A 16,209-nucleotide genomic window follows, 5' to 3' on the forward strand; every position below is an offset into this window, starting at 1 on the left:
TAAACTTGCCAAATTATGCTTTTGCAAATGCGATTGCCTCTTTAAAAGCATCCAAAATTAATTTGTTATCTCTTCTCAACAACGTTGCATTTACTTTAATCTTTACAAAACCATCTTGTTGTGGTAATCCGAAAACAATAGTATACTCTCCTCTTAATCTTGTATTTAATTTAGCTGGATCAATTCCTTTATCTAATAAAACATTAAGCTGATTTGTTCCATTTTCTATTGGGCTAACTTTTATGCCTTTGAGTTGATTGAATTGATCAAAAAGTGCTTTGGATTTTACTTTGATCTTTTCCATTGTCTCATCAATAGCGTTTAAATGATGCAAAGCAACCGCTGCGCTTGGCCAATTATTAAATATTCCGCCGCCATGAATTTTAATAAGGTGATGCATTTGGTCTATTACCACTTTGTCACCACATAAAACCGCCCCGCCTGTTGCGCCTAAATATTTATACAAACACATGTAAACAGTATCAAAATAAGATGCGTATTCTTTAACTGTCGAATTGGTAAATGCCGTTGCCATATGCAATCTTGCTCCATCTAAGTGCATTTTGTAGCCTTGTTCTTTACAATAAGCCGAAATCTTTTTAATTTCATCTAACGGAAAAGCTTGATTCTCACATCTTCTTACTGGCGTTTCTATAGAAATTGCGCCAACTCCCCCAACAAATACTTCTCCGTCTTTATGGTAGTTTACCGACTTTTTTAATTCTTCTACTGTAAAATGTGCTTTTCCTTCTGCTAATGGAATTAATCGTTTATTATATAATGTTTGAGACGCATCTGCCTCGTCTCTATATACGTGGCTGGTTTCCTGAACAAATGCTTTTGTATTGTTTCCGCACAAAACACTAATTGCCAATTGATTTGCTAAAGTTCCGGTTGGTATATAAACTGCCGCTTCTTTTCCGGTTATTTCTATAAATTTCTTCAGTAGCTTTTCTACCGCACCTCCTTCGCCATAACTATCTCTTTCTATTGGGGCAGCAGTATTAATTTCTTGTAGTTTATTGATAAAATCTTCTGGTCGATAAAAAATACCGTCGTTAATGAAATAAACTGCCTCACTATCTTTTGATAGTGGTTGATTGTTTTCTGCGGCAAATGTGTTAAATGGCACAGCCGATGCAATAAGTGGCAAGGCTGATAAGGTAGAGAGCTTTAAGAAATCGCGGCGTTTATAAGCTGACATAATTCGATTTTTAAGGTTGTTACAGGATTTAATAAAATTGGCTTTTTATTTTCTGAAATCAAAACGGGAAGCTGGCTTTACTATGAAATGCTGGTTTTTGTGTTTTAAACCCGATTGCAGCGAGCACGAAGTAAAGCGGAAAGCGGGACTTGCCTTGTGCTCTCCAAGAAATGTGATTTTCTACTAATTTTTCTGGTGCCCGTTGGTCGAAATATTACAGGCGTTCGTCGAGAGTAACACGATGTAGGTATAATACAGCCAATTACGCTGCAACCTTTTGCCCTTAGCGTCGTCTTATATACGAAACCAGCCTGAAAGAGGGCGGTGATAAAAAAGAAAATAATTTATAAAACAAAGATTTTAAAAAATAAAAATATGAAAACTTCTATCAAATCATTAATCGTATTAGCAGTAACAGGATTAGTATTAACAACAGCAACAATAAATGTAAAAGCAGCAGATAACACACAAACAACTGTATTATCTGAAGTTAAAAAAGTTAACAAAATCAATGTATCTGGAAACGTTGAATTGATTTTGGTTCAAAGTGCAGACGAGAGTGTTAAAGTTTATGACAACTACTTTTCTAAAAATGCATTGGTACAACAAAAAGATGGCGAATTGCGCATCAGTTCTTTCAACAAAGAAACATTAACTGTTGTAGTTTATGTAAACAGCTTAACTTCTATTTCTGCATCTAATAATGCAACTGTAAAAACTTTCGGAAAGTTTAACACTTTGAGTTTAGATGTTAACTTAAAAGATGATGCAAAAGCGACTTTGAATACCAACACGATAAGTTTATCTACAACTATTGCAGATCAAGCGAACTTAACTTTATCGGGATCTACTACAGATTACAATGCAGTTTTGGGAAGTGTTGCTACAGTAAACATGGGACAATTTGTTGCAGAAACTACAAATATTCAATCTAAAAATGTTTCGATTGCGAAAGTTGCAAAAGCAGAATTACCAACATCAGACGATTTATACAACCTATAAAATTCATAATCCATCATAAATTTAGTTTAGTTTTTAGTTTAGTTAAAAAAATGCGGATGGATGTCCGCATTTTTTATGCGTTTTATTTTGGCATAACTACGTCACTTTATGTATTTGAATTGGCAAAATTACTTGGTTTGATTATTTTGCGATAAACTAACTATACATTTATGAAGATTGCCTTTTCTATTCAGCAAAAATCTAAAATTGCTTTGTTGCTTTTCTGCATTATGGCCTGCACTATTTTAATCAGGTTTTTGGAAGATAAAAGTATGAAAAGCATGAATAACGCTTTCGTTTCTTTATATAACGATAGATTGGTTCCGGCTACAGATTTGTTTCATGTTTCTGAACTGCTTTTTGATAAGAAAGATGTGCTAGAAAAACATCATCGTTTAGCTGTTTCAGAAACTGAACAAACAGCAAAATTACTTAGCATTCAAGATTTTAAGATTGATTCTGTTTTAAAAAAATACGAACAAACCTTTTTGGTGACTAATGAAAAAAATCATTTACAACAGTTGAAAGAAAAGTTAATCGCTCATCAGCAACTTGAAAAACAGTTAATTTCTACTACAAAAAGTAATGAAATTACCTTCGAACAGTTGAATAATTCTTATAAAGGTATTTTGCAAAATCTTTCTTTATTAACCAAAACTCAAATTGAAGTGGGCAAAGAATTGATTAAAGAATCTCAAAGCTTATTTGCTGGAAGTAAAATTTATTCTGCCATTCAATTTGCGCTAGCTATTGTAATTGGTGTTTTGATTGTATCTATCATTTTTGCTTCGAATGTGATGAAGGTAAAGCAGGATAAATTTAATTTGAATTAGGCTAAATCTTCTTTAATCTTTGTTCGTGTTTTCTTCGAGATTAGTTCATACTTACTCCGCGTATAGTCCGCATTATTGTGGAAAAACGCGGACTATACGCGGACTCACTGCGGACTTACTACGAGTTTGATATAAGGCAATACTGAAGATAAGATGGGTGAGAACCGAACTCTTATAACAATTAATATAGGCTCAAAACGATGACACAATAAATTAGGATAAACGATCTCGCTTTACGCCATCTGTGCTGATTTTACTAAATTCTGTCTTTACAATTACTTCCTTCATCCTATACCAAAATTTTAATCCTTACTTTTGCGGTAATTTCTTATTAGATAAATCGTTAAAAAATACTTTGAGTACACTAATTGCAGCTGAAGGCTTAGGCCACGGATACCATGACGAATGGCTTTTCAAAAATTTAACACTGGGCATAAACCCTGGTCAACGCGTAGCGTTGGTAGGTATAAATGGCGCAGGGAAAAGCACCCTTTTAAAATTATTAGCCGACCGCTTTCCTCCTTTAGAGGGAAAAATAGTAAAAAATAAAGCTGTTAAAATTGGCTTTTTAGATCAAGAACCTTCTTTCCCTGATGGATATTCTATTAGTGATTTCATTTTTTCATTAGAGAATAAACAGCAGCAGCTGATTAAGGAATATGAGGAATTGATTGAAGATCCTAATCCTGATGAGAAAACATTGAACCGTTTATATGAAGAATTAAGCGAGCACAATGCATGGGAATATGAGCATGAAATCAAAACGATTTTAAGCAGAATGGGCATTAATCATCTTCAACAAAAAATAGATACGCTTTCTGGTGGACAGAAGAAACGGTTGGCTTTGGCGAAATTGTTAATTGAAGATCCTGAGATTTATGTATTAGATGAGCCTACCAACCATTTGGATATTGATACGATTGAGTGGTTAGAAAAACTGTTAACTTCTGGCAACAAAACCATTCTTTTGGTAACTCACGATAGATACTTTTTAGATAATGTTTGCAATACAATTGTAGAACTAGATAGAGGAAAAATCTATAATTACAATGGGAATTATGCTTTCTTTTTAGAAAAGAAAAGTGAACGCGAAGCTTCTGACGAAAGCACCTTTCATAAGAACAAAAACCTATTGAAGAAAGAATTGGAGTGGATGAGGCGTATGCCAGCTGCTCGTACAGTGAAATCTCAATCTAGGATAAACTCATTTTACGATTTAGAAGAGAAAACAAAGCAACGTTCTGACAATCAAAAAGTTACATTGAATGTTAAGATGTCTCGCCAAGGAAATAAAATATTAGAGTTAAATCACATTGGTCAGACGTTTGATGATAAAAAAATCATTAATGATTTCACTTATACATTTAAGCGAGGCGATAGAATTGGATTAGCGGGTAAAAACGGAACGGGAAAATCAACATTGTTGAATATAATTACCGGCTATCTTAATCCTGAAAAGGGAAAAGTTGACGTTGGTGATACTACTGTTTACGGATATTATAAACAAGGTGGTTTAACTTTTGACCCAAAAGTAAGAGTAATTGACATCGTAAAATCTGATGCCGAATATATTAAAATGGCAGATGGTCAAACTATTTCTGCCTCTGCATTATTAACCTTATTCCTCTTCCCTCCTAAAAAGCAACATGGAATGGTAGAGAAATTAAGTGGCGGAGAAAAGAAGCGTTTACACTTGATGAAGGTGTTAATGCAAAACCCGAACTTCTTAATTTTAGATGAGCCAACTAACGATTTAGATATTGATACGCTAAATGTATTGGAAGAGTTTTTAGAAAACTTCCCTGGTGTTCTAATCTTGGTTTCTCACGATAGGTATCTTTTAGATAAAATGAGTGAGCAATTATTTATCATGGAAGGCGATGGTGGTGTAAGTATTTATAATGGGAACTATTCAGAATATCGCATTAGTTTAGATACCGCTAAAGATACTACTGCTCAGAAAAAAGCTAAAGCTGAAGAAACGATTTCGAGCTCTCCAGTTAAAAAACTTAGCTTTAAAGAGCAAAAAGAATTAGACGAAATTGAAGAAACGGTTGCAGAGAAAGAAAATGAAATTGAAGAATTGACAAAGAAATTGAATGCAATAGATGCTTCTGATTATTTAAAAATTCAAGAAACTTCATTAGAAATTGAAAAACTAAACAAGCAATTAGAAGAGATAATGGAGCGTTGGGTAGAACTTTCAGAGAAAACAAATTAACATGGAAACTTCAGATATTATTGCAACATTCGGAGTAAGCTTATTATTAATTGCTTTCTTTTTGCAAAGCTTAAAAATAATTAAAGCAGAAAGCGCGACTTATGGCTTGTTAAATTTCTTTGGTGCCGCCATTGCTGGCTATGCCTCTTGGCTAATTCCATTTATGCCGTTTGTTATTTTAGAAGCTGTTTGGAGTGCCGTTGCGCTTTATGGATTAATTAAACTATGTACAAAAAAGAAAAGTTCCACGTGAAACAAAGATTAAATCTGCTTAGATTTTAATTAATTTTGTATGTGTTTCACGTGAAACAAAAATAGATTTCGATGTTTAAAGAATATGATGTAATTGTTGTGGGCGCTGGACATGCAGGTTGTGAAGCCGCAGCCGCAGCAGCCAACCTTGGCTCTTCTGTTTTATTGGTTACCATGAATATGGAAACCATAGCGCAGATGAGTTGCAATCCCGCTATGGGCGGAGTTGCCAAAGGGCAAATAGTGAGAGAGATTGATGCGATGGGTGGCTACTCGGGGATTATTGCCGACAAAACCACCTTGCAATTCCGCATGTTAAACAAATCTAAAGGCCCTGCGATGTGGAGCCCAAGAGCACAAAATGACAGGAAACGTTTCGCAGAAGAATGGCGATTAGCTTTAGAAAGAACGCCGAATGTAGATTTCTGGCAAGAAATGGTTGGGAGTTTAATCATTAAAAACGATACGGTTGTGGGCGTTAAGACTGCACTTGGCGTAGAGATTATGGCTAAAGCCGTAGTACTGACTAATGGTACTTTTTTAAATGGATTAATTCATATTGGAGAAAAGAAGTTTGGCGGAGGTCGTACAGGAGAAAAAGCAGCGACAGGAATTACTGAGCAATTAACACAATTAGGTTTCGAAGCAGGTCGAATGAAAACCGGAACTCCTCCCCGAGTTGATGGTCGTTCGTTAAACTATAGTTTGATGGAAGAACAATGGGGCGATGAAAATCCTGGTCGTTTTTCTTATACAAATGTAGAAAGACCAACGGATCAGCGTTGCTGCTGGATTACCTATACTAATAGTAATGTCCACGAAACATTGAAAGAAGGTTTTGAAAAATCGCCAATGTTTACGGGTAGAATTAAAGGTTTAGGCCCGAGGTACTGTCCGTCTATTGAAGATAAAATAAATCGCTTTGCGGAAAGAGAAAGACACCAAATATTTGTAGAACCAGAGGGATGGAATACCTGTGAAATTTATGTAAATGGTTTTTCAACTTCGTTGCCAGAAGACGTACAATATAAGGCCTTAACTCAAATACCTGGTTTTGAAAATGCTAAAATGTTTCGCCCAGGTTATGCCATAGAATACGATTATTTTCCACCTACACAACTTGGATTAACATTAGAAACTAAATTAATCAGTAATTTGTTCTTTGCAGGCCAAATAAACGGCACAACTGGGTATGAAGAAGCTGCTAGTCAGGGCTTTATAGCTGGAATTAACGCTCACCAAAAGGTTAAAGACCAACATGAGTTGATTATGAAACGCTCTGAGTCTTATATTGGCGTTTTAATTGATGATTTAGTAACTAAAGGAACGGAAGAGCCTTATCGCATGTTTACTTCTAGAGCAGAGCATCGTTTATTATTAAGACAAGACAACGCCGATATCAGGCTCTCTCCTATTGCGCACAAACTTGGTTTGATTAACGATGAACGTTTAGCAATTGTAAATCAAAAGGTAGAAAACTCTGACGCGATTGTGGCCTTTGCAAAAAAACAAGGGATCGAGATGAGCGCTGCGAATGAGCTATTGGAAAATTTAGGAACTTCTGCACTAAATCAAAATGTAAAATTAGTAAATTTATTAAGCAGGCCTCAAGTTGGGATTAATGATATTAGAAAAGTAAGCCCTGCATTTGATTCGTTTTTAAATACATTCGATCAAGAAACGGTAGAGCAAGCGGAGATTAAAATTAAGTATGAAAGTTATTTTGAGAAAGAAAATGAGATTGTAAACAAAATGCAAAAGATGGAAGATAAATCTATCAATCCAGAATTTGATTATAGCAAACTACTTTCTTTATCAAAAGAAGCTCGAGAAAAATTATTGAAGATTAAACCAAGAACTTTAGGCCAAGCGTCTAGAATTTCTGGTGTTTCTCCTTCAGATATTTCAGTTTTAATGGTTCATATTACAAAATAATTAGTAAACTATTGATTATCAAATAATTAAACCACAAAAAGAAGCGGCTTAATTTTAAGCGATTTAAGCGGCTTTTTTGTTTTTTTAATGCTATCCATTAAAATTAATGTTGAATTAAATATAGCGCACCTAAATGTCGAAAAGAGAAAAATTAGCAAATAGACCGTATATACATTATCTGATTTTGATAATTGCATTAATTTATGGCTGTGCGAGCATAAGAACTCCAGAGGGCGGGCCAAAAGATACCCAGCCCCCAAAGGTTTTAAAAATGGAGCCAAAAAATCTGACGACAAATTTTAAGTCGAAAAAAATAACCATAGAGTTTGATGAATATGTTAAACTTCAAAATGAGTTTAAAGAATTTTCTATTTCGCCAGAACAAGAACGCCCTCCTATTTTAAAAGGTAGCAATTCAAAAAAATTAGAAATTACGCTTCAAGACTCTTTAGAGAAAAACACAACTTATACGTTGAACTTTGGTAAATCTATTGCAGATATTAATGAAGGCAATGCGCTTAAAAATTTTACTTATGTTTTTGCTACAGGACCAACACTTGATTCTTTAAGTATTAGCGGAAATGTTAAAAATGCATTAACTGGTAAACCAGAAATGGAAGCGATTGTTTTTATTCTTCCGCTTTCACGAGATAGTATTTTCGGAAAAAAGAAACCATCAATTTATACAACTACAGATAGCAGCGGAAATTATAAACTGAATAATCTTAAAAAAGGCACTTATAAGGTATATGCTTTAGTTGAAAAAGGTGGTGATAAAATTTATCAGCAAAGCTCAGATGAAATTGGTTTTATTAAAACGCCTCTAGTTTTAGATAAGAATTTAGATAGTATAAATTTAACTGTTTTTAAAGAGTTAGCTAGTAATTTCAGAATTCTTGATCGGAAACTAAACAGCGATGGTAGTATTACCATGAATTTTAATCAGCAATTAAAAAAGCCCGAAATAACAGTTATAGAACCGGTAAATGTCGATGCAAATAAAAAAATCAGATTCAATAAAACTAACGATTCTGTTAAGGTTTGGTTGAATGATCTAAGTTTCGATTCAATTAAAGTTGCTATTAAGGATGAAGGAAAAGGTTTAGATACTATTAAATTTACTCGAGGGAAAAAAGACACCTATACTCGGAATATTCAAGCTGGAGACAATTTAGAAGGAAATATCTTGAATCCATACAAGGATTTAAAATTACATTTCAATTTTCCGATAGATAATATAGATTTAACTAAGGTAACTTTATTAGAAGATTCTATTCCGCGAACTGGTTTTAGCTTAGTAAAAGATAGCCTAGATTTTTTAACATATAATGTTAAATATCTTTGGAAACCGAAAGAGGAATACATTCTTAAATTAGCTGATGGCGCTTTAACAGGTATTTTCAATTCAAAAAACAAAGTTATTACCAAAACATTTAAACTTGGAAATAATGAAGATTACGGCACTTTAATTCTTACTGTAGATGTGCCCGACACTACAAAAAACTATATTTTACAGGTTGTAAATGAAAAGAAAGAAGTTGTTGTTTCTAGTGAACGCATTTATAAGAATACGATCGTAACCTTTAGCAAATATAGAGCGGGCATCTACTTTGTTAGGATTGTATATGATGAAAATAAAAACGGGATTTGGGATACTGGAAATGTAAAACAAGGCTTACAACCAGAAAAGATTTGGTATGCTCCTTTAGAGTTATCTATTAAAGCGAATTGGGATAGGAAAGAGAAATTAAGTATTCCGAAAGAATAATTACCTAAACCAATCTGAATACATAATATAATTATCTGGTAATTTATTTAATAAAGCCCGTTGCTCATCAGTAATGGGCTTTATCTTTTTTGCAGGAGTTCCGGCATATAAATATCCGCTTTCACAAATTGTGTTTTCTAAAACTACAGCACTAGCAGCTATAATACAATATTCTTCAACCACTGCATGATCCATTACAATTGCTCCCATACCTATTAAAACATGGTCTTTAACTTCACAGCCGTGTACAATTGCATTATGTCCAACAGAAACTCTATTACCAATATGTGTTGATGCCTTTAAATACGTAGCGTGAATTACAGCTCCGTCTTGGATGTTGCTGTCATTGCCAATTGTAATGCTGTTTACATCGCCTCTAACAACTGCATTAAACCAAATAGAGCAGTTATTTCCCATTACAACATCACCTACAATGGTTGCGTTTGGTGCAATAAAACAATTTTCTCCCCATTTGGGATGTATTCCTTTAACTGGTAATATGACTGGCATTTTTATAAGTATATAGTAATTGGTATTTAGATATTAGACAGCATTACTTATAACTGTCAATTGAAAACTGTTAACTAAATTATGGTATCAACTAATTCTTTGGCGTGTTCTGGATAATCTGTGGTATAATGTAATCCCCTACTTTCTTTTCTGGCAACGGCCGATTTAATGACCATGTATGCAACCTGAATTACATTTCTCAACTCACATAATTTAACAGAAACTTTGTTGTTTTTATAAAATTCTTCAGTTTCTTCATACAATAAAAATAAGCGTCGCATAGCTCTGTCTAATCTGAAATCAGAACGAACAATACCTACGTAATCGCTCATTATTTTTTGCGTTTCGCGTAAGTTGTGTGTTACCAAAATATCTTCATTAGATTGTGTTACACCTTGCTCATTCCATTCAGGAATTTCATCAGGTATAATATTATTTTTATAATTTTCTAAAGCTGATAAATAGATACGATGTGCAAAAACAGTAGCTTCTAATAATGAGTTCGACGCTAAACGATTTGCACCATGCAATCCTGTTGAAGAAACTTCACCACAAGCATATAGATTTTTAATAGAAGATTTTCCATATTCATCAACCAAAATACCACCACACATATAATGTGATGCAGGTGTAACTGGAATAAAATCTTTAGTCATATCTATTCCAATAGACAAACATTTAGCATATATATTAGGAAAATGAGTTAGAATATCTGCTTTCTTCCTCATGGTAATATCTAAATATACAAAATCATCTCCCGACTTTTTCATCTCATTATCAACAGCACGAGCTACGATATCTCTCGGTGCTAAAGATCCACGTTCATCGTATTCATACATAAACTCAACACCATTCTTTCTTCTTAAAACTCCACCAAAACCACGAACAGCTTCAGATATTAAAAAAGAAGGATATTCTCCTGGATTATATAAAGCCGTAGGGTGGAACTGAATGAACTCCATATTCCTAATTTTTCCTTTGGCTCTGTACACCATCGCCATTCCATCGCCTGTGGCAATTACTGGATTTGTTGTGTTAGAATATACATGTCCAGCACCGCCACTAGCCATCACAGTTACACTTGCTAATATCTTCTCCACATCGTTAAGCTCTGTGTTAAAGGCATATATACCAAAACAGTTAATATCTTCGCTACTCTTATCAACATGTTTACCAAGGTGATGTTGGGTAATTAACTCCAAACAGAAGTAGTGTGTTAATATCTCTATGTTTTCATTTTCATGAATTTGCTTGAGTAAAACACTCTCAATTTCGTAACCGGTAATGTCTTTATAATGAAGAACTCTATGTTCAGAATGACCGCCTTCTTTTGCTAAATCGAAAACTCCAGCAGTATTTTTATCAAAGTTAATACCGTAGTCTATAATCTCTTGTATCCGCTGTGGTCCTTCTTTTACTACAATTTCTACAATATTTTTATCACATAAACCATCTCCAGCAATTAAGGTATCTTCAATATGTTTCTCAAAAGAATCCGATTTATCTACAACTACAGCAACACCTCCTTGGGCATATTTTGTATTAGATTCATCCTCGTTTGATTTGGTAACTATTAATACTTTTCCATGTTGTGCAGCCTTTAAAGCAAAACTTAAACCTGCTATACCCGATCCTATGACTAAAAAATCAACTTTTCTCATTAAAACTAACGTAAATCAAACAATTGTTAAGAACATCGTTAATAGTGTTAGCATAATGTCTAAATAAAACCAACAACTATTTTTGAATGTTTAAAGCTAAGGTAAAAAGGTAATTTGACACAATCTTTTACATTATTTTTAAGCAACTTTGCATAGTTTATTAACTTTTTACACCACCATTAACAATACACATTTTGGTATTGATAAGTTTATAGGTCAAATAATATAACACTGTAAATCAGCTTAAGTTTAAAATAAAAATGAATGTTAATTGTTGGTAAGTATGTTATAACTTATAATCTTCTATTTTAAAATAGAACTTACTCACACTACCAACACCTTAATAAGTAATAAGATTCTTTATATATTAAAATAATTATAATTTATTGTACTGTTGAAACAGAGTATCTTTACAAAAGTTCGATAGCCAATAAAAGAATTGATGATGAAAATGGATGTCTTAGAAGAATTAAATAAAAAAGGTTTTGTGGATGAAGCAATTGATCTAACGCTTGATTTATTTGATGAAATTGAAAAATTAAAGAAAGAAAAGAACGCGGTAATATTAGCACACTATTATCAAGAACCTGATATACAGGATATTGCTGATTATATTGGAGATAGTTTAGGATTATCTCAAGAAGCTGCTAAAACTGATGCAGATATTATAGTTTTTGCTGGGGTGCATTTTATGGCAGAAACTGCTAAGATTTTATCACCAAATAAAACTGTTTTATTGCCAGATTTAAAAGCTGGATGTTCTTTGGCTGATAGTTGTCCACCGCATTTGTTTAAAAAGTTTAAGGAGAAATATCCTGATCATTTGGTGATAACTTATGTGAATTGTACAGCTGAGTTAAAAGCTTTGAGTGATATTGTTTGTACTTCAACAAATGCGGTACAAATTGTTGAAAGTTTACCAAAAGATCAGAAGATAATTTTTGGTCCGGATAAAAACTTAGGTGCTTGGGTTGCAAAAAAAACGGGTAGAGATTTAGTGTTGTGGAATGGTGCTTGTATGGTACATGAAATATTTTCGAGAGAGAAAATTACCAAGTTAAAAGAACGCCATCCGAATGCTAAGTTTATTGCACATCCAGAATGTGAAGAAGCTGTTTTGGCAATGGCCGATTATATTGGAAGTACCACAGGATTGTTAAAATATTCGATAAATAACGACGCACAAGAATTTATTGTAGCTACAGAAAGTGGAATTATTCACCAAATGGAAAAGGCAAATCCAACAAAAACCTTTATTCCGGCACCTCCGAATAATAGTTGTGCTTGTAATGATTGCCCTTACATGAAAAGAAACACATTAGAAAAATTGTATTTGTGTTTAAAAAATGGTTTACCAGAGGTTACAGTACCTGAAAATATTATTGTAGAAGCTCGTAAACCAATAGAAAGAATGTTAGAAATTTCGGCGAGTTTGGGATTGTAATTAAACTTTGTCATTCAGAGCGCAGCGAAGAATCTCATCGCTATATTATTAGAGATTCTTCGCTGCGCTCTGAATGACAAGAATCAAAAAAAATAAAATGTTTGAAAATAAAGAACACACAGCAATATCAGATTTAGGCGAATTTGGGTTAATAAAACACTTAACAACTAATTTTAAAATACAACATGAAACCAGTTTAAAAGGAGTTGGTGATGATGCTGCAGTATTAGATTTTAAAGATCAAGTGTTAATTTCTACTGATTTATTATTAGAAGGAATTCACTTCGATTTAGCTTATGTACCACTAATGCATTTGGGTTATAAAGCAGTTCAAGTTAATTTGAGTGATATTTATGCAATGAATGGAATTGCTACTCAAATTACTGTTTCAATAGGTATTTCGAGTAAATTTCCATTAGAAGCTGTTGAAGAAATTTATAAAGGAATTGAGTTAGCTTGTAATAAATTTAATATTGATTTAATTGGTGGCGATACTTCGTCGAGTAAACAAGGATTAGTAATTTCTGTAACCAGTATTGGTCACGCAGCAGCGGAAGATATTTGTTATAGAAATGGTGCAGAAGAAGGTGATTTAATTTGTGTTTCTGGAGATTTAGGCGGAGCTTATGTTGGTTTACAAATTTTAGAAAGAGAGAAACAAATTTTTATAGAAAATCCGCAATTACAACCAGATTTAGAAGGTAAAGATTACATTATTGAACGTCAGTTAAAACCAGAGGGAAGAAGAGATATTGTTGATTTATTAGCTCAAATGAAGATAAAACCAACTTCGATGATAGATGTTTCTGATGGTTTGGCTTCTGAAATTTTGCACATCTGTACACAATCTGAAAAAGGTTGTACTTTATATGAAGAGAAAATTCCTATTGACCCAATGACGTATGAAACTGCTCGTGAATTAGGTTTAGATCCTACAGTTTGTGCTTTAAATGGTGGTGAAGATTATGAGCTATTATTCACCATTAAACAAAGTGATTATGCAAAGCTAAAAAATGATGTTGATATCAGTATAATTGGTCACATTACCGATAAAAATTCGGGATGCAATATGATTTCAAAATCTAATATTTCTCATGAGATAAAAGCGCAAGGGTGGAATGCTTTTAAAGGGTAAATATTCCATAGGGGTTGAACATAGCAAAGAATCTAAAATGTTAAATTCAATTAGATATTCTTATAAGAAAATCTGCATATAAACTTTATCAAAAAATAAAACTAGTGATGAAAAGAAGCTTGCTTATAGTGTTGCTAATGTTTATAGTTGGTTTTTCCTTTGCACAAAAGCCCTTTCAACTAGGTAATATTTATAAAATTCATTCCAAGATATTAAATGAAGATAGAGTATTAAATATCTATACACCAGAAGGTTATCATCCAGATTCTGCCACAAAATATCCAGTAATTTATCTATTGGATGGATCTGCAAATGAAGACTTTGTTCATGTTGTTGGTTTAGTTCAATTTTTAACAATGATAGAAGCTATGCCAAAAACTATTATTGTGGGGATTGCTAACATAGATAGAAGAAGAGATTTTACCTATCCAACAACTATTGAGAACGATAAGAAAGATTATCCGACTACAGGAAGTTCCGCAAAATTCATCAAGTTTTTAGGAGAAGAATTACAGCCCTATATTGTTAGTAAATTTAAAACAGGTGGCTCTAAAACTATAATTGGACAATCTTTAGGAGGATTGTTAGCGACAGAGATTTTATTAAAGAATAGTGAACTTTTTAACAATTATATTATTGTTAGCCCAAGTTTATGGTGGAACAACGAATCACTCTTAAAGAATGCAAACGCATTTATTAACAAAGAGAAGCTAATAGATACAAAAGTTTACATAGCTGTAGGTGAAGAAGGAGAAAGAATGAAAGATGATGCAAAACAATTGGCTCAACTTATTCTGCAATCTGAAGGCGCTACAATAAACCTAACATTTTTTGAAAAAGAAGATCATTTAACCATTCTTCACAATGGGCTTTATCAAACATTGGTTAAAATGTATACAAAGAAAAAATAAGGAGGCTCTTTAATTGGCTATTTCCTTACTCCTCCGCGTTCTCCAAAAACTTAGAATCAATCTGTTTATTAGATTTAGTCTTTGCCCCTAGCTTTTTAATCTTTTCTACTTTTCCAATCAAGTTTCCATTGCCATATTGTAGTTTTTTAAAAGCATCTTCATGTGCTTTTTGAGTAAGATCAATATGCTTTCCAATCTTTTCCATATCTTCTAAAAACCCAACAAATTTATCATATAAAGCGCCTGCTTCTTCAGCTATTTCAAACACGTTTTTGTTTTGTCGATCTACTTTCCAAATGCTAGCAATGGTACGCAAAGTTGCCAATAAAGTAGTCGGACTAACAATAACCACTTTTCTATCCCAGGCATAATTAAATAATTCATTATCAGCCTGAACAGTTACACTAAAAGAAGATTCGATTGGCATAAAAAGCAACACAAAATCTGGTGAATTAATTTGATATAAATTTTGATAGTTCTTGCCTGCTAAACCATCAATATGAGATTTTACAGAAAGCAAATGCTGTTTCAGGTTTACTAATTTCTCTTCATCAGTTTCTGCATTCATCATTCTTTCGTAAGCAACCAAGCTAATTTTAGCGTCTACAATCAAATGTTTTTCATCCGGCAGGTCAATTATCACATCGGGTTGCATTCTTGCTCCTTCGCTATTATTTAAGCTTGCTTGGATGCGATATTCCCTATCCTTGATTAATCCTGAACGTTCTAAAACTCTTTCTAAAATTACTTCGCCCCAATTTCCTTGTTTTTTACTATCGCCTTTTAGTGCTTTAGTTAAATTATTTGCGTCAGTTTGGATTTGCTTACTTTGATCCATTAACTGAAAAATAACACCTTTTAATTGGCTTCTTTCTAATGCTTCATCTTTATACGCTTTATCTACTTTTTCTTCAAAAGATTTGATATTTGCTTTTAATGGATTTAAAATAGAATCTAAATTGGTTTGATTTTGTGCAGTGAATTTGGCTGTCTTTTCATCCAATATTTTATTAGCTATTAATGAAAACTCTAAAGTGAATTTTTGCTGTAAATCTTCTAGGTTTTTCTGTTGTTCAGCTAATTTCTCACGATGTGAATTAACCAAAGCTTCAGCTTTTATCAAGTTGCTTCGCTCTGCATTAAAACGCTCACGCAAATCGTTCAATTCATCTTCTAATTTTAGTTTTTCATCTTTTAAATAATTAACTGTTTCATTGTTTTGAACAGCTGGTTTACGAAACAATAAGACAAAAAGCACCAATAAAATGACTACTAATAAAACAACGCCTGCGATTTCCATTTGCTAATATTTTTATCAAAAATAATAAATAAT

13 protein-coding genes are annotated in these 16,209 nt (G+C 33.1%); 9 read left to right on the top strand and 4 right to left on the bottom strand.

From position 1 onward, the window contains the following. Positions 1–13 precede the first annotated feature (13 nt). Entirely contained in the window at positions 14–1,204 is a 1,191-nt protein-coding gene (locus GM921_RS12250) for a threonine aldolase family protein (RefSeq protein ID WP_182922926.1), read from the bottom strand. Positions 1,205–1,579: 375 nt separating this feature from the next. Here GM921_RS12250 and GM921_RS12255 point away from each other — a divergent pair, with 375 nt between their 5' ends. From GM921_RS12255 to GM921_RS12280, 6 genes are all read left to right on the top strand, one after another. Beyond that, the gene (locus GM921_RS12255; protein ID WP_182922927.1) at positions 1,580–2,206 is read left to right on the top strand and encodes a GIN domain-containing protein; all 627 of its coding nucleotides are present in this window, start codon (positions 1,580–1,582) and stop codon (positions 2,204–2,206) included. Positions 2,207–2,376: 170 nt separating this feature from the next. After that, positions 2,377–3,039 (top strand): MCP four helix bundle domain-containing protein, encoded by a 663-nt coding sequence (locus tag GM921_RS12260; protein WP_182922928.1) that lies wholly within the window; start codon positions 2,377–2,379, stop codon positions 3,037–3,039. 355 nt (positions 3,040–3,394) lie between these two features. Beyond that, positions 3,395–5,260, top strand: a complete 1,866-nt coding sequence (locus GM921_RS12265; protein WP_182922929.1) for an ABC-F family ATP-binding cassette domain-containing protein — start codon at positions 3,395–3,397, stop codon at positions 5,258–5,260. 1 nt (position 5,261) lies between these two features. Beyond that, positions 5,262–5,513, top strand: a complete 252-nt coding sequence (locus GM921_RS12270) for a CBU_0592 family membrane protein (protein WP_182922930.1) — start codon at positions 5,262–5,264, stop codon at positions 5,511–5,513. A gap of 71 nt (positions 5,514–5,584) precedes the next feature. After that, positions 5,585–7,447 (top strand): tRNA uridine-5-carboxymethylaminomethyl(34) synthesis enzyme MnmG, encoded by a 1,863-nt coding sequence (mnmG, locus tag GM921_RS12275; protein ID WP_182922931.1) that lies wholly within the window; start codon positions 5,585–5,587, stop codon positions 7,445–7,447. Positions 7,448–7,580: 133 nt separating this feature from the next. After that, positions 7,581–9,215, top strand: coding sequence for an Ig-like domain-containing protein (locus GM921_RS12280; RefSeq protein WP_182922932.1), 1,635 nt, complete (start codon positions 7,581–7,583; stop codon positions 9,213–9,215). Here GM921_RS12280 and GM921_RS12285 read toward each other — a convergent pair whose 3' ends face one another. Both GM921_RS12285 and nadB read right to left on the bottom strand, forming a co-directional pair. After that, positions 9,216–9,725 carry a gamma carbonic anhydrase family protein gene (locus GM921_RS12285; RefSeq protein ID WP_182922933.1) on the bottom strand — a complete coding sequence of 170 codons (510 nt, stop codon included), beginning with the start codon at positions 9,723–9,725 and terminating at the stop codon, positions 9,216–9,218. 74 nt (positions 9,726–9,799) lie between these two features. Further along, a complete protein-coding gene (gene nadB / locus GM921_RS12290) occupies positions 9,800–11,386 on the bottom strand; it encodes an L-aspartate oxidase (RefSeq protein ID WP_182922934.1) in 1,587 nt (528 codons plus the stop codon). A gap of 451 nt (positions 11,387–11,837) precedes the next feature. Here nadB and nadA point away from each other — a divergent pair, with 451 nt between their 5' ends. The 3 genes from nadA (at position 11,838) to GM921_RS12305 (ending at position 14,876) form a co-directional block, all read left to right on the top strand. Next, complete coding sequence (gene nadA, locus GM921_RS12295; protein ID WP_182923924.1) at positions 11,838–12,830, top strand: quinolinate synthase NadA; 993 nt, start codon at positions 11,838–11,840, stop codon at positions 12,828–12,830. A 97-nt stretch (positions 12,831–12,927) separates the two neighbouring features. Continuing rightward, positions 12,928–13,965, top strand: a complete 1,038-nt coding sequence (thiL, locus tag GM921_RS12300; RefSeq protein ID WP_182922935.1) for a thiamine-phosphate kinase — start codon at positions 12,928–12,930, stop codon at positions 13,963–13,965. Positions 13,966–14,072: 107 nt separating this feature from the next. Then, positions 14,073–14,876 (top strand): alpha/beta hydrolase, encoded by an 804-nt coding sequence (locus GM921_RS12305; protein ID WP_182922936.1) that lies wholly within the window; start codon positions 14,073–14,075, stop codon positions 14,874–14,876. Positions 14,877–14,901: 25 nt separating this feature from the next. Here the strand turns inward: GM921_RS12305 and GM921_RS12310 are convergent, their stop codons facing one another. Further along, positions 14,902–16,176, bottom strand: a complete 1,275-nt coding sequence (locus GM921_RS12310) for a DNA recombination protein RmuC (RefSeq protein WP_182922937.1) — start codon at positions 16,174–16,176, stop codon at positions 14,902–14,904. Between the last annotated feature and the right edge of the window lie 33 nt (positions 16,177–16,209).

It is taken from the genome of Pedobacter planticolens (assembly GCF_014172375.1).
Classification (GTDB): Bacteria; Bacteroidota; Bacteroidia; order Sphingobacteriales; family Sphingobacteriaceae; genus Pedobacter; species Pedobacter planticolens.

What these genes read in the sequence shown, in the direction of transcription:
- mnmG (WP_182922931.1), top strand. Translation starts at nt 5,585, where the DNA reads ATGTTTAAAGAATATGATGTAATTGTTGTGGGCGCTGGACATGCAGGT.
- nadB (WP_182922934.1), bottom strand. Translation starts at nt 11,386, where the DNA reads ATGAGAAAAGTTGATTTTTTAGTCATAGGATCGGGTATAGCAGGTTTA.
- GM921_RS12310 (WP_182922937.1), bottom strand. Translation starts at nt 16,176, where the DNA reads ATGGAAATCGCAGGCGTTGTTTTATTAGTAGTCATTTTATTGGTGCTT.
- GM921_RS12250 (WP_182922926.1), bottom strand. Translation starts at nt 1,204, where the DNA reads ATGTCAGCTTATAAACGCCGCGATTTCTTAAAGCTCTCTACCTTATCA.
- nadA (WP_182923924.1), top strand. Translation starts at nt 11,838, where the DNA reads ATGGATGTCTTAGAAGAATTAAATAAAAAAGGTTTTGTGGATGAAGCA.
- GM921_RS12270 (WP_182922930.1), top strand. Translation starts at nt 5,262, where the DNA reads ATGGAAACTTCAGATATTATTGCAACATTCGGAGTAAGCTTATTATTA.
- thiL (WP_182922935.1), top strand. Translation starts at nt 12,928, where the DNA reads ATGTTTGAAAATAAAGAACACACAGCAATATCAGATTTAGGCGAATTT.
- GM921_RS12305 (WP_182922936.1), top strand. Translation starts at nt 14,073, where the DNA reads ATGAAAAGAAGCTTGCTTATAGTGTTGCTAATGTTTATAGTTGGTTTT.
- GM921_RS12285 (WP_182922933.1), bottom strand. Translation starts at nt 9,725, where the DNA reads ATGCCAGTCATATTACCAGTTAAAGGAATACATCCCAAATGGGGAGAA.
- GM921_RS12255 (WP_182922927.1), top strand. Translation starts at nt 1,580, where the DNA reads ATGAAAACTTCTATCAAATCATTAATCGTATTAGCAGTAACAGGATTA.
- GM921_RS12280 (WP_182922932.1), top strand. Translation starts at nt 7,581, where the DNA reads ATGTCGAAAAGAGAAAAATTAGCAAATAGACCGTATATACATTATCTG.
- GM921_RS12260 (WP_182922928.1), top strand. Translation starts at nt 2,377, where the DNA reads ATGAAGATTGCCTTTTCTATTCAGCAAAAATCTAAAATTGCTTTGTTG.